Here is a 12,411-nt window from a genome sequence, read left to right on the forward strand (position 1 = left end):
CATGGCATTTATAACTCTTAATAAATCAAAGTTAGCTTCAAATTATAATTACCTCGAAGCACTTTTTCAAAAGCACAATATTTCTTGGGCAGTAGTTACGAAACTACTTTGTGGACATAAGCCGTACTTAGAGGAAGTTATAAAATTAGGTGCCAAGGAGGTTTGTGATTCTAGAATTTCAAACCTTAAAGCAGTAAAAGAGATCGATCCGAATGTGCAGACTGTGTATATAAAGCCACCTGCAAAACGTCATTTAGAAATGATTGTGCAGTATGCAGATGTGAGTTTCAATACACAATTCGAAACTATGCAATTGCTTTCTGATGAGGCTGTTCGCCAAAAGAAGATTCATAAAGTAATTGTAATGATTGAGTTGGGAGATTTGCGGGAGGGTGTAATGGGTGATCACCTAGTCGAGTTTTATGCAAGTATTATCAATTTGCCAAACATCGAAATTTCAGGTATTGGCTCTAATCTAAATTGTTTACATGGAGTCATGCCTAGTGAGGACAAACTAATTCAATTGAGTTTGTATAAGCAATTGGTGGAAGCAAAATTTAATATTCATATTCCTTGGGTTACGGGTGGTACTTCGGTTGTGGTGCCTTTATTATATCACAGAATGGTTCCTAAGGGCATTAATCACTTTCGTATCGGTGAGATGTTATTCTTTGGCAATAATCTATTTACCGGGGAAAATATTGATGAAATGTATCATGATGTGATCAAACTCAAGGCAGAAATTATTGAGTTATACGAAAAACCAAAAGTACCAATTGGGTCATTAGCTTCGAATCCTTCTGGTGAAGTATTAGAGATTAATGAAGATGATTATGGTAAAATGTCTTTCAGAGCAATATTGGATTTGGGATTGCTGGATATATCACCAAATTATTTGATTCCTGTAGACAAAGATTTTGAAGTAACTGGTGCTAGCTCAGATATGATTATCCTCGATTTGGGAGATAATGAGCATAATTACCAAGTTGGTGATTTGGTAACTTTTAATCTGAAATATATGGGCGCCTTGGCGCTACTAAGCTCTGATTATATTGAGAAGAAGTTTGAAGACTGAATTGGAATTCAGCTGCTTTACTGATTCACAGGTTTAAACTGCTCAAAACCCTGCTTGCAATTATTACAGTAATGTAATGATCTACAAAGTGTAGGCCCAAATGGAGATTTCATTATGGTGTTTTCACTATTGCAAAATGGGCAAGCCACGTGCTCTAGAATATCCAAATCTACAATTAGTGTATCTGTTGGTGGAGGAGCTAATCCAAATTCCTTTAAGGCTTTGCGTCCCTTTTCCGAAATTTTATTGGAATTCCACGGCTCATCAAAGTTAATCTTAACTTCAAATTCTTGAATTCCTTTTCTTTCGAGGCTTTCTTCCACCTCCCGCTTCATCATGTCCATAGCTGGACAGCCAGAGAAAGTGGGTGTCATTATTACCCTTACTTTGCCGCTATCATCAATATCTATTTTAGTAATAACACCCAAATCTACCAATGATAACACAGGTATTTCAGGGTCTTTTACTTCTTCCAACCACGCCAGTATCTCTTTCTCAGTAAGTTTCATAATTTTCCTTTTTTACCAATCGGCTGCAGGATCTACTCTGAATACAGCAGACATTTCTTCGACCAATGGCTGTAGGTCTTCGGTATGAGTTCCGTACCTCCCGCCATACACCGGTGTGATCGTTTTATAATCCGGCAATCGAAGGCTTGTTTGATCAATTACTTTTTGGATAGCTTCTATCCAAGGCTCGATTAGTGATTCTTCGCCTGTAAATACTCCATCGGAAATCAGTTCTTTTTCAAATTTCGATTTCTCAAACATTCCCAAAGCATACGGAAAAAGGATGTCAATTGAAGCCTGCAATTTGGCAATGGCCTCGTCCGTAGAACTTCCGAGTTGCTTGATAAAGGTATTTGCATGAAGCACATGATACCTTACTTCACCACGGAATTTGACTACCGCTTTTGCTAAGGGCTCAAATGTTGAGGTGGTTAAAGCTTGGAAACGCAAGATTTCAGCATTATCGTAGAAGAAGTGACGAACCAAACTGAAGTCGTATTCACCATTTGGTAATTCTACCATTTGGCAATTGTGAAACTGCTCTGCATTACGAGTGAAAGCCACGGTGTCAGGTTCTTGCTCGCCTAAGTCATGAAGCATTTGGTAAAGCACATAGCTTTGGCCAACTTTATCTTGCGCCATAGAAGAGAATGAAATGTCCTCTTCCAAGAGTGGCCCCATACCAGTCCATTCGGAGTTTCGATGTCCCAATATTAATTGGTCATCGGCCATTTTGTATAGGAGATCTTTTATTGCTTCGGTATTCATTTCTGTCTTCTTATTTAGCTTGGTTCTCTTCTTTGAATTGCTTGATTTTATCAGCGCCTTTGTAATCTATGGCTTCGCGGTAAACTTTTTCGGACAATGTGTTCCAAATCTCTTTGTCATCTTCGTCAGAGAATAGGATATCGCCTGTTTGAACAACCCAGATATTTAAAACTGGCTTAGGTTCATTGCCATAGAGTTTTTTTGCTTGGACAATTGCCTCATCTGGGCTATCTGCCATTACACGACCTGCGTAGATATGTTGCTTGCCTCTTTTGTAAAGATGAAATATCTCAAAAGGCATTTCACCTTCTTCAAGATTTTCTACCGCTTCATTATCGATCATATTGTATAAGCTTTCACCTTTTTCGGTGTATGGGCTTACCATCACATTCGAAGTTTCCACCACCCAAAGCGCAAAACAAGTATTTCCTCTGCGAGTATATTGCTCTTTTGCAAAGAGAAAGGCCATTTCTTCATTTGGAGCATGAACTACTCCAACATGCTCGATTGGTTTATTTTCCTTATGCTGCACAAATGCCTGAAAAGTCTGGAATTGATCCATTGGCTTTTTGGCATCCATTGGAGTAGTCCAATCTGGGATTTGTAGTCTAGTAACTCTAGGGTCTAATGAAGATAAACTCATGGTGGTTTTCAAAGGGTTAGGAAGCATGGAAGCGTATCACTTCCATGCATTTTTAGGTTAGTATTATTCTCCTTAGGCGAGCGGAGCAATATATTCTTTCTTTGGAGCAGCTAGGGCTTTTCTTACCCAAGCTCCACGTTCTTCAGCCATTCTTCTCACAGCAAGTCTTTCCTTATTGCAAGGGCCATCACCATTAATTACTCTTTTGAATTCCTCCCAATCTGGCTCAGTGTAAATCCATTTGCCAGTTTCTGGGTCTTTGCGAAGGTTTGGATCTGGTATTGTCAATCCAATTTCGCGAATTTTCATCACATACATATCGAGGAATTGCTGGCGCATATCATCGTTAGAAGCCATTTTTACTTTCCACTTCATTAATGTTTCGGTGTGAACAGACATCTTATCCGGCGGGCCAAAGAAGTGCATCATTGGCGCCCACCAACGATTAAGTGCTTCTTGCATCATTTTGCGTTGGGTTGGAGTGCCTGTTGCCAAGTGAATAACACAATGGTGGCCGTATTTTAAGTGAAATGCTTCTTCAGCACAAATTCTTTCTAATGCTCGGCAATATGGGCCATAGCTACCTTTGGAATTTGCGAGTTGGTTTACAATTGCACCTGCATCTACCAGCCATGAAATGAAGCATGAATCTGCCCAAGTAAATGCCGGATAATTGAATATGTTTGAGTATTTAGATTTGCCTGAAATTAAGTCTTCGATCATTTCTTCTCTGGACTTGCCCAAGGTTTCGGCTGCACTGTATAGCAGTTGCGCATGACCTACTTCATCTTGGACTTTGGCCATCAATGCTAGTTTTCTTTTGAAGCCAGGAGCTCTTGTAATCCACGTGCCTTCTGGCAAAGATCCTATAATTTCTGAGTGAGCATGTTGCTCAATCATTCGGATCAATTGCTTGCGATAGAGTTGTGGCATCCAATCGCTTGGCTCTATTTTCTCTCCCCGCTCAATTCGAGCCTCAAATTCCGCTAATTTGATTGGATCTTCATCCTTCAATGCGTCTAATTTAGTTGGTTCAAATATGGTTCCTCCGCCGTACATATTGTAGTGTTTTTATGATTTCAATCCTTTGATAAATAGTTTGGAGAGCCTTTCTCCAATTTCGTCAGCACTCATTTTTCCTTCTGGCTTGTACCAGTTCGAAATAAAATTGATGGATGATAAAATGGTAAGTATGGTAAATTTCTGATCTACCTCCCGCATTTTTTTCTGTTTCATTCCATCAATAATGATGTTGCGAAACCAATCTTCATAATGAGTTCTCATTTGTAAGAATTCATTGAGTGCCTGTTCACTTAAGTGCTTGTACTCTGTGAAAAATACTGCCGAAGCAGCTGCATTTTTAGTTACCACTTTCACATGGCCTTTGATAGCTTCTTTCAGTTTTTCGATAGGCGGGAGGTTCTTTTTTTCTATAGCCTCCTTCGCTGCAAAAAATTCATCGGCCATTTTGAAACAAATATTCTGCAAAATCTCCTCCTTGGATTTGATATGCGAGTAAATGCTTGCGGCCTCTATACCAAGACCTGTCGCCAAATCCCTCATGGAAGTAGCTGCGTAGCCTTTGTCCTGGAAAAGTGAAGTTGCAGTAACTTCAATCTGCTCCTTGCGAGATATATTTAATGCCTCGTTCATTTAACAAATATAAACAACCTAACGTTCGTTAGCAAGATTTTGTTTGAGCTAATTTTCATGCGCTTTCTTGATAGATTCAATTTAACCTTAAGTTTGTAAGAAATTAATGATTAGCCAAATGTCTGATTCGAAAGAGCCAATAATAAAGCAAAAAAGAAAAGATGTAGTACAATTAGAGATGAACTACTTGGGACTTATTGTCCTTCACATGTGCTTATTCCTATGGCTTTATTTGGGCTTTGAAAGCGGAAATGAATGGCTTGGTGGTGTTGCTGAGGGCGAAGAGGTCACTATTTCTGTTGGGATTGTACTGATTGTTATTGTTTTGGTTTGGCAATCCTATAGAGTATTCAGCAAATCTTTAGTGAGAATTAAACAGATTGAGGACATTGATGAGAAATATAAGGAGTATGTAAAATCTGCATTCAAACGCTATTTGCTTGTAGCATTTGCTGCCTTTATTCTGATTTTGAGCTTATACATCTACAAAGATCCATTTTTTGCTGCGATCTACGTATTGTTATTGGTTTATGCCACTACTATTAGACCTGATAATAATAAGATACTATTTGAAATAGGCCTTAAGAAAAGGGTTAAAAAGGTGAAAGAGGAAAAGCCTTTGAAAAGAAGATACTAAAAAAGGCCTCAGTGTTTGCTGAGACCTTTCGAATTTATTAGAATTATTGATTTAGAGAATTAACCCAAAACTTATTGCATTTAATTCTGGTCCTCTATCTTTTTTGAACATGTGGTTCATGTCATAATTTACGAATACATCTAGGTTTCTCCATCCTATCTGACCTCTTATACCATACCTCCAGTCTTCAAGGAAGAAATTATCTTTGTCCTTATCGCGTTGTGCATTTCCATCAGTTCTGTAGCGATATTTTGCATGGGTACCCAACCTATGGCCGGCATATACACCAGCGCCAATCCTAAAGCCATAATCACGGTAGCGATTAATAGTTACAGGACCATTTTCTCTTTGGATCACTGTTTTTCTTCCAAATCCGAAATCGAACATTGGCACAAAGTGTAAGTTCACGTGAGAAATTGCTAGTTTACTTTTGATGCCATCTGCATTTGGCCTCTCATAAAAGACCGTTTGATCATTTAGTTTTTCTACGACTGTAGCCGTGTTGCCAAATTTAAAGTTATAGAAGCTAAAGCTACCACCGTAATTAATCGTAAATGGGCCGACAACTTTTGTTTGATTATTGTAACCAAGTGCTACATACCAAGAGCCCCAAGGCTTCACATCATATTGATCTCCAAGGATTATTGACTGAGGTGGTAATTGAGATTCGATTTGAGAAAAATTGACTTGGGTTGTTTCTCCTTCAATAAAATTATTTATTCCTAAATCAATATTGAAGCTTCTCTTCGTTTTCACTGTTTCGTCAACCCTAACTTCTACTTTCTTTTCAGAACGAATACTCTCAATTTCATCTAAATCTTCGATCCTATCATCTGTAATAATTTCCCAGTTCCCTAGCTTTACTCGGGCCGTATACGATTCTCCCGGCAACTCATTTACCTCAACTTCAATGTTTTTTGTTTTGCCATTGCCACCTACAGTTACATAAGCCACGTTACGAATTGACTCTCTATTAGCGTCACTGATTTCCCTAGCAATTTTGTTTAAGTCCATCGTTCTCAGGATTTCATAATCCTTTGCATCTTTCACGAGGAAAACTACTCTACTATTGTCGCCAAACTTCACTACAATGGAATCTTGTGCTGCGGGAGTTTGTGTTTGTTGTGCCATAGCCGGAAAACTAAGCAGAGCCATGAGTATTGGGATGATTAATTGCTTTTTCATATTAATTGGTTTTTGTTTTCTGATCTTGCTTACTTTTGAATCACGATTAGTTAATGACTTTTCTGTTTCTTTCAGCTTTATTGTCATCATCTAGATTTGAAATAAAGCCATCTTTTAAGCCTCTTAAGTCATCTAGAGCGATTTCACCGTTTTTCACATCCATTGCTATTTCTAAAGCTCTTTTGAAAGTGCTCTTTTTCTCGGTTGTTTTTGCAGTTGTCTGTTCTGGCTTATTTAAGCCTCTGTAAATTTCCACTTCGAAGCTAGCTACTTGAATCACTTTAGTAGGTTTTACCACTTCTGTAGGAATTACCAAGCCTAAAGTTTCTACATCTTCCAAGTCAGATTTTGCTACTACTTTCTCTAATTCTGCGATGGAAATTTCAATTGGTTTCTCAATTACTTTTACTTCATTTTGAGCAATCAAATTACTGCTGCTTGTGTTAGTTACTGTAGCTTTCGACTTCTCACTTACAGCTGGCTTATTATCAGCTATTAGAGTTTCAGGTTCTTCAACTTCCTCAGGTTCTTGCACTTTCTCTTCCTCTGTCACAATGTTATTATTGTTTGTTTCGCCTTCTTCTGCAAGCAGTTTTGTTTCATTCACCATGTTCGCAGGATCATTACTTTGCATTGAATTATAGAATAATCCACCTATTGTCAACAGCAGAAGGATTGCCGCAGCGAATTGCCACCAAATCATTCCTACTCTCTTTTCTTTTTTATCAAGCTTGCTTTCTAAGCGGCTCCAAGCATCAGCCGATGGAGTCGCAGAGTGGTTTTCCAGCTTTTTGCTGAAGAACTGATCTATTTTATTGTTGCTCATAGCTTCGATTTTTAATGTTTACTTGCTCTTCCAATCGCTTCAATTCTTTCTGCAGTAGCACTCTCGCTCTACTCAGCTGCGATTTAGAAGTAGCTTCTTGTATGTTCAATGCCTCAGCTACTTCCTTGTGAGAATAGCCTTCAATTGCATATAGGTTGAAGACGGTACGATAGCCAATTGGCAAATCTGCAATGAGGCTCATCAAGTCTTCCACTTCCAAATGATCTTCTAGTAGTTGCAAATCCGGCTCTGAGTCCAGTTTTTCAATACTACTTTCCAAATACATATTTCGGCTTTTTCGTAGATGCGAAAGGCAGTCGTTTACTACAATTCGGCGCATCCAGCCTTCAAAACTCCCATCTCCTTTATATTGATCAATCTTCTGAAAAATCTTCATAAAGGCATTGATCATGATATCTTCGGCCTCGTCTTGCTGGGCAATATACCTTTGGCAAAGGCTAAGCATCCTCCCGCTATATCTCTCATACACTGCCTTTTGGGATTTCCGATCTCCATTTCGACAGCCTTCGGCGAGTTGATTCTCTTGTTCAGATTTTCTGATCTCTAGTCTCATAGTCAAGGTTTCAATAGCAAGATGCAGATAGTGACTTGGAGGTTGCTTTGGGTGAATAATATTTTTGAAAAATAGGTATTTGGGTCACTGATTTTGTCAAATTTAGGAAATTAGTTTTCTGTAATCTGTTAATAGTCAGATTATTTGATTTGAGAAAAAACGCTAATGAGGATTGTTGGAATTGAGCATAATATCTCATTAGATGTGTTATGCTCAATTCTAATTGGCAAAAGGCGGGAGGGTATTTGATTTTTTGAGAGAAGCCTTATTAATAAGCAGCGTCGTAATTTATGGTTATCGTGATTAGCGAAATTTCATCTTCCTTTATCTCAATGGGATTTATTCTATTCTCACCATCGAAGGTATTTGCCCAAAGGCCATCCTCTTCCACTGTAAACAAGCTGTAAACTCCTGGCTTTAGATTGATGAAAAATTGGCCATTTTTATCTGTTTTGAACCTAGCGACTTCTTTGGTTTTGATGTTTTTGTAGAAACCATTTTCCATTTCGGTGTCGCTAGTTCTGGTTTGTTCAAACACTACAATTTCCCTTTCTATAGGTCTAGGGCCTTTACGATCGTCTTGTTGACCTTCTTCAATGATCATCGGCATTTGATTGCCAGCAACCCAAAGCACCTTGCCAAATAGACCCTGCTTACTTGCCTGCATTGTTTGTTGACTCACGCAGCTAGTCATGATAAGTAACATGAATGCAGATGAAAGTAAACTCAAACGTATTAGGCGTTTCATATTAAATGCTTGTAAATAGTTGAACTGATTCTAAATATTCTGGAATAACAGTATTCCATTCCAATTTCTCATGGAGTATGTTGGAAAGTTCTTGTGAACTCTCCTTTTCGCCATGAACGAGGAAGACCATTTTTGGTTTTTCGGCAAAGCTTGAAGCCCAACGAATCAATTCTGGCTGATCGGCATGTGCAGATAATCCATCTATTTTTAGGTGATTACAATTAACAGGAACACTTAAGCCGAAAATTTTCACTTCTTTGTTGCCTTCTTGTATGTCTCGTCCTCTTGTGCCTGCTGCTTGAAAACCAGTAAAAAGTAAAGTGTCATTTTCCCTTGGCAATCGATGATAGAGGTGGTGGAGGATTCTACCTCCCGCCAACATTCCGGAGGCTGAGATAATTATAGCACCTGATTTTATTTCATTCAATGCCATACTGCTTTCCTGCGTTTGACAATAGGTCAATTCTTTGAAATGCAGGAAATTATCTCCTTTGTGTAAGTCCGCGTCTGTAAGCCTGTGGTAAGATGGATGATGCACATATAGTTTCGTTGCGTCAATCGCCATTGGGCTATCTACAAAGACCCTTTGGGATTCGATTTTCCCATCATCTAATAATTTTTTTATGTAATACAATACTTCCTGCGTACGTCCAACTGCAAAGGCTGGAATCAAAGTGCAGCCACCATTTCGGCGTGCTTCATTCAAGGCATCTGCAAAATCATCTTCCACATTGCTGGCATTATTTACCCTATTGCCATAAGTAGATTCTATAAACAGAATATCAGGTGATGGCGGAGCTACAGGATCGTAGAAAATAGGGTGATTGTAGCGTCCCAAATCTCCAGAAAATAAGATGGACTTAGTTTGATGATCGCCTTTGAGCTTAAGATACACCGATGAAGCACCTAAAATGTGACCGGCATATAAGAAGTGAAGACTTATTTTTTCATTGATTTCTATTTCTTTATTCAATTCGCTGCTTCTCAGCATTGGAATGACCATTTTCACATCTTCCGAATTGTAAAGAGGCTTAGGATTGGCGTGTTTGGAATAGCCTTTTTTTGCTGCATAAGCAGCTTCTTCTTCTTGGAGTTTGGCTGAATCTGTCAGCAGTATGGTGACCAAATCTAGGGTCGGGCTGGTGCAATAGACTGGGCCGCCAAAACCCTGCTTTACCAGCCGAGGCAGATAGCCTGAGTGGTCGATATGTGCATGAGTTAGAACTACGGCATCTATCTCACTCGGCGAAATCGGGAAATCATCCCAGTTTTGCAATCTCAATTCCTTCAGCCCTTGAAATAAGCCGCAGTCTATCAGTAATTTGAAATCATCAATCTCCAATAAATACTTGGAGCCGGTAACTGTACCTGCTCCACCAAGAAATTTTACTCTTACATCCATGAGTTGAAGTAACAAAAAAAAGCAAGATAAATTACGATTTGCATCAATTTATCTTGCTTTCGTTATGATTGTCTAGGTGCTTACTCGCAGGTGAGGCAAGTCAATTTGCCATTCTCATCAAACATCCATTGGTTGCCTTCCATTTGCGATACACGATAGCCATTTCTGGATAATGTGTTTCGTAATATTTCTTTCAGATTTTCATTCATGTAGAACACCTTGTTATATGGCATGTACAATACTAAGGAAAGTTCTTGAGCTCTGAATTTGGCATCTTCATTAAATAGGATATTAGAATCAATTACCATGATAGAGTCATTCTGAATGCGAACCTGATGGGTTACCATTTTGGCATTATTGGCAGCGTCTAGTCTACTTTGGCCTCTTGCTTGGAATCTTTTCACCAATCTCATAGTAGAGTCTTGATGCGATCTTATTTCCAAGCGGGTGGTTTGGTAGCCTTCCATTCCTACATCTTGCATGGTAAGCACAGGAGATTTATCCAAGTAATAGGTTTCTGTTTCGTTGTATTCGCCTTCTGTTCCAAAGTTCGTTATGGCTTTTGGTACAGTGATCAGTACTATAATAAGCGACACAATCCACAGACCCAGCATTATCCAGCCTATTACTGGCTTCATCAAGCTTCTTTTGATCATGATGGATAAGCCTACTATTATTAACAATAAACCTGGGATAAAAATCAATCCAAATATGCCAAAGTAAGATAGATTTGGAACTACCTCGCGAATCAACTCAAAAGGAATCAAGTCGCCAGTTTCGAATCCAGAGAAGCTTGAAAAGAGGCCGATCAAGGTGCCACCACCAACTAATACACTGAATACCATTGATAAGCCAAATAGTAGGATAAATAAGCCAGCAACTATTCTTATGAATTCTACTAAGAATACTAACACCGGTCCAAATGCCATAGCAATTGCTTTAAACAAACTTGCAATCAATCGGAAAGGAAACAACACTACTTTGGTGATAAAACTTTCTTCCTTCTCCTCTTGCACATTAAGTGACTTTTTGATGTTCGACTCAATATTGCTTAGTGTTACAGGCTCCCCTTGCATTTCCATCTTTTCGGTAATGGTTTTTGCTTCTGGCAATATGATCCAAAGGATGATGTAAGCGATTATACCAAAACCACCTGGGATTATTAGCAAGATAAAGATCAAGCGAATGGCAGTTACATCTACACCCCAGTAATTAGCCAATCCTCCCGCTACACCACCAAGTACCTTTTGAGATGGATTTCTGTACATTTTGCGGATCTTCTTACGATCTTCATCTCTATAGATTTTTCCTGGAAGGGCAATCCATAATGCGATGTAAACCAGTAAAGTAATTCCACCGATAGGTGTATCAAGTGCACTAAATCCGAAGAAAAGTAAAAGGAATAATACTCGAATCCATACCGCATCTATACCGAAGTATTGGGCGATACCTGATGCTACTCCACCGAAAATGCGCTTTCCTTTATCTCTCCGCAACCTTTGTTGCTCATGGAATTCATGGCTACTCTCAGTATTGAAGTTTGGTTCATCTTTGGCAGATTCAGCTTTCATTTCCTCCAACTCATCTACTGCTTCGAAATCGCTAATGCTACCCATTGTGGAGATTAGCGTTTCAATATCTTCGCTATTGATTACTTGTTTGCCATCTTTTAGCCGTGCAAGAAAAATTTCTGCAATACGGTTTTCGATATCAGCTACAATTTCTTGGCTGTCTTCAAAGGTGGAAAAATACTTTGAGATAGAATCAAGGTAACTCTTTAGCCTCTCGTACCCGTCCTCCTCTATATGGAAGATGATTCCACTGATGTTTATACTTATATTCTTTTTCATGGCGGGCTTAAATTTCGTTTTTTCTGTCGATTATTTGATGGATTGTAGAAACTAAATCCAGCCAACTTTTATCTAAAGTAGCTAGAAAAGCTTCGCCCTCAGCAGTAATTTTATAATACTTGCGTGGCGGACCGGCTTGCGAATCTACCAATTTGTATTCTACTAGGCCTGCACTTTTTAGTCTAGTGAGTAGCGGATACAAGGTACCTTCTACTATAATCATCTTTGCGGCGGTCAATTCTTCTAGCACGTCAGAAGCATATACTTCGCCCCTTGCGATAATGTGCAGAATGCAAAGCTCAAGTAAGCCTTTTCGCATTTGCACTTGTGTGTTTTCCAGATTCATGGGCTTTTCATTTTTCTATAGAATGACAAATACTTTACCTCATTACTATGCAATGCCAAGTACTGGTTTAGGAGAAGGTGAAAACTGCTATTAGGCCGTATTCAAGGCCGATTTATAAATTTAATTTTTTTTTCGAAGACTTTTGTCTAAAATAGGCGGGAGGGTAAAATTGTGCGATTGCGAACACTCACTGTA

General features: G+C 38.9%; 14 protein-coding genes. 2 read left to right on the forward strand and 12 right to left on the reverse strand.

Annotated features, from left to right (window positions below):
* Position 1: 1 nt before the first annotated feature.
* Positions 2-1,075 (forward strand): alanine racemase, encoded by a 1,074-nt coding sequence (locus tag ACOXY8_RS13000; protein ID WP_458332035.1) that lies wholly within the window; start codon positions 2-4, stop codon positions 1,073-1,075.
* Between the two features lie 17 nt (positions 1,076-1,092).
* Here the strand turns inward: ACOXY8_RS13000 and paaD are convergent, their stop codons facing one another.
* The 5 genes from paaD to ACOXY8_RS13025 all read right to left on the reverse strand — a co-directional run bounded on the left by paaD (position 1,093) and on the right by ACOXY8_RS13025 (position 4,648).
* A complete protein-coding gene (gene paaD / locus ACOXY8_RS13005) occupies positions 1,093-1,584 on the reverse strand; it encodes a 1,2-phenylacetyl-CoA epoxidase subunit PaaD (RefSeq protein WP_458332036.1) in 492 nt (163 codons plus the stop codon).
* A gap of 12 nt (positions 1,585-1,596) precedes the next feature.
* Positions 1,597-2,352, reverse strand: a complete 756-nt coding sequence (gene paaC, locus ACOXY8_RS13010) for a 1,2-phenylacetyl-CoA epoxidase subunit PaaC (protein WP_458332037.1) — start codon at positions 2,350-2,352, stop codon at positions 1,597-1,599.
* Between the two features lie 10 nt (positions 2,353-2,362).
* On the reverse strand, positions 2,363-2,995 hold the full coding sequence (locus tag ACOXY8_RS13015; protein ID WP_458332038.1) for a phenylacetic acid degradation b: 633 nt from the start codon (positions 2,993-2,995) through the stop codon (positions 2,363-2,365).
* A 72-nt stretch (positions 2,996-3,067) separates the two neighbouring features.
* Positions 3,068-4,054, reverse strand: a complete 987-nt coding sequence (paaA, locus tag ACOXY8_RS13020) for a 1,2-phenylacetyl-CoA epoxidase subunit PaaA (RefSeq protein WP_458332039.1) — start codon at positions 4,052-4,054, stop codon at positions 3,068-3,070.
* Between the two features lie 12 nt (positions 4,055-4,066).
* A complete protein-coding gene (locus ACOXY8_RS13025) occupies positions 4,067-4,648 on the reverse strand; it encodes a TetR/AcrR family transcriptional regulator (RefSeq protein ID WP_458332040.1) in 582 nt (193 codons plus the stop codon).
* 118 nt (positions 4,649-4,766) lie between these two features.
* Between ACOXY8_RS13025 and ACOXY8_RS13030 the strand changes: the two genes are divergently transcribed.
* Positions 4,767-5,285: a hypothetical protein gene (locus tag ACOXY8_RS13030; protein ID WP_458332041.1), complete on the forward strand. Its 519-nt coding sequence runs from the start codon at positions 4,767-4,769 to the stop codon at positions 5,283-5,285.
* Positions 5,286-5,336: 51 nt separating this feature from the next.
* Here ACOXY8_RS13030 and ACOXY8_RS13035 read toward each other — a convergent pair whose 3' ends face one another.
* The 7 genes from ACOXY8_RS13035 to ACOXY8_RS13065 all read right to left on the reverse strand — a co-directional run bounded on the left by ACOXY8_RS13035 (position 5,337) and on the right by ACOXY8_RS13065 (position 12,216).
* The gene (locus tag ACOXY8_RS13035; protein ID WP_458332042.1) at positions 5,337-6,470 is read right to left on the reverse strand and encodes a hypothetical protein; all 1,134 of its coding nucleotides are present in this window, start codon (positions 6,468-6,470) and stop codon (positions 5,337-5,339) included.
* 46 nt (positions 6,471-6,516) lie between these two features.
* Positions 6,517-7,296, reverse strand: coding sequence for a hypothetical protein (locus ACOXY8_RS13040; RefSeq protein ID WP_458332043.1), 780 nt, complete (start codon positions 7,294-7,296; stop codon positions 6,517-6,519).
* Entirely contained in the window at positions 7,283-7,870 is a 588-nt protein-coding gene (locus ACOXY8_RS13045; protein WP_458332044.1) for an RNA polymerase sigma factor, read from the reverse strand. The genes ACOXY8_RS13040 and ACOXY8_RS13045 overlap by 14 nt, the downstream gene beginning before the upstream one ends.
* 268 nt (positions 7,871-8,138) lie before the next feature.
* Complete coding sequence (locus ACOXY8_RS13050) at positions 8,139-8,618, reverse strand: carboxypeptidase regulatory-like domain-containing protein (RefSeq protein ID WP_458332045.1); 480 nt, start codon at positions 8,616-8,618, stop codon at positions 8,139-8,141.
* Between the two features lies 1 nt (position 8,619).
* Complete coding sequence (locus ACOXY8_RS13055) at positions 8,620-10,020, reverse strand: MBL fold metallo-hydrolase RNA specificity domain-containing protein (RefSeq protein WP_458332046.1); 1,401 nt, start codon at positions 10,018-10,020, stop codon at positions 8,620-8,622.
* 80 nt (positions 10,021-10,100) lie between these two features.
* Positions 10,101-11,870, reverse strand: coding sequence for a PspC domain-containing protein (locus ACOXY8_RS13060; RefSeq protein ID WP_458332047.1), 1,770 nt, complete (start codon positions 11,868-11,870; stop codon positions 10,101-10,103).
* 7 nt (positions 11,871-11,877) lie between these two features.
* On the reverse strand, positions 11,878-12,216 hold the full coding sequence (locus tag ACOXY8_RS13065; RefSeq protein ID WP_458332048.1) for a PadR family transcriptional regulator: 339 nt from the start codon (positions 12,214-12,216) through the stop codon (positions 11,878-11,880).
* Positions 12,217-12,411: the final 195 nt, after the last annotated feature.

It is taken from the genome of Peijinzhouia sedimentorum (assembly GCF_049340005.1).
Lineage (GTDB): Bacteria > Bacteroidota > Bacteroidia > Cytophagales > Cyclobacteriaceae > CAXBDP01.

Coding starts and splice junctions, on each gene's coding strand:
- ACOXY8_RS13000 (WP_458332035.1), top strand. CDS start 2: ATGGCATTTATAACTCTTAATAAATCAAAGTTAGCTTCAAATTATAAT.
- paaD (WP_458332036.1), bottom strand. CDS start 1,584: ATGAAACTTACTGAGAAAGAGATACTGGCGTGGTTGGAAGAAGTAAAA.
- paaC (WP_458332037.1), bottom strand. CDS start 2,352: ATGAATACCGAAGCAATAAAAGATCTCCTATACAAAATGGCCGATGAC.
- ACOXY8_RS13015 (WP_458332038.1), bottom strand. CDS start 2,995: ATGAGTTTATCTTCATTAGACCCTAGAGTTACTAGACTACAAATCCCA.
- paaA (WP_458332039.1), bottom strand. CDS start 4,054: ATGTACGGCGGAGGAACCATATTTGAACCAACTAAATTAGACGCATTG.
- ACOXY8_RS13025 (WP_458332040.1), bottom strand. CDS start 4,648: ATGAACGAGGCATTAAATATATCTCGCAAGGAGCAGATTGAAGTTACT.
- ACOXY8_RS13030 (WP_458332041.1), top strand. CDS start 4,767: ATGTCTGATTCGAAAGAGCCAATAATAAAGCAAAAAAGAAAAGATGTA.
- ACOXY8_RS13035 (WP_458332042.1), bottom strand. CDS start 6,470: ATGAAAAAGCAATTAATCATCCCAATACTCATGGCTCTGCTTAGTTTT.
- ACOXY8_RS13040 (WP_458332043.1), bottom strand. CDS start 7,296: ATGAGCAACAATAAAATAGATCAGTTCTTCAGCAAAAAGCTGGAAAAC.
- ACOXY8_RS13045 (WP_458332044.1), bottom strand. CDS start 7,870: ATGAGACTAGAGATCAGAAAATCTGAACAAGAGAATCAACTCGCCGAA.
- ACOXY8_RS13050 (WP_458332045.1), bottom strand. CDS start 8,618: ATGAAACGCCTAATACGTTTGAGTTTACTTTCATCTGCATTCATGTTA.
- ACOXY8_RS13055 (WP_458332046.1), bottom strand. CDS start 10,020: ATGGATGTAAGAGTAAAATTTCTTGGTGGAGCAGGTACAGTTACCGGC.
- ACOXY8_RS13060 (WP_458332047.1), bottom strand. CDS start 11,870: ATGAAAAAGAATATAAGTATAAACATCAGTGGAATCATCTTCCATATA.
- ACOXY8_RS13065 (WP_458332048.1), bottom strand. CDS start 12,216: ATGAATCTGGAAAACACACAAGTGCAAATGCGAAAAGGCTTACTTGAG.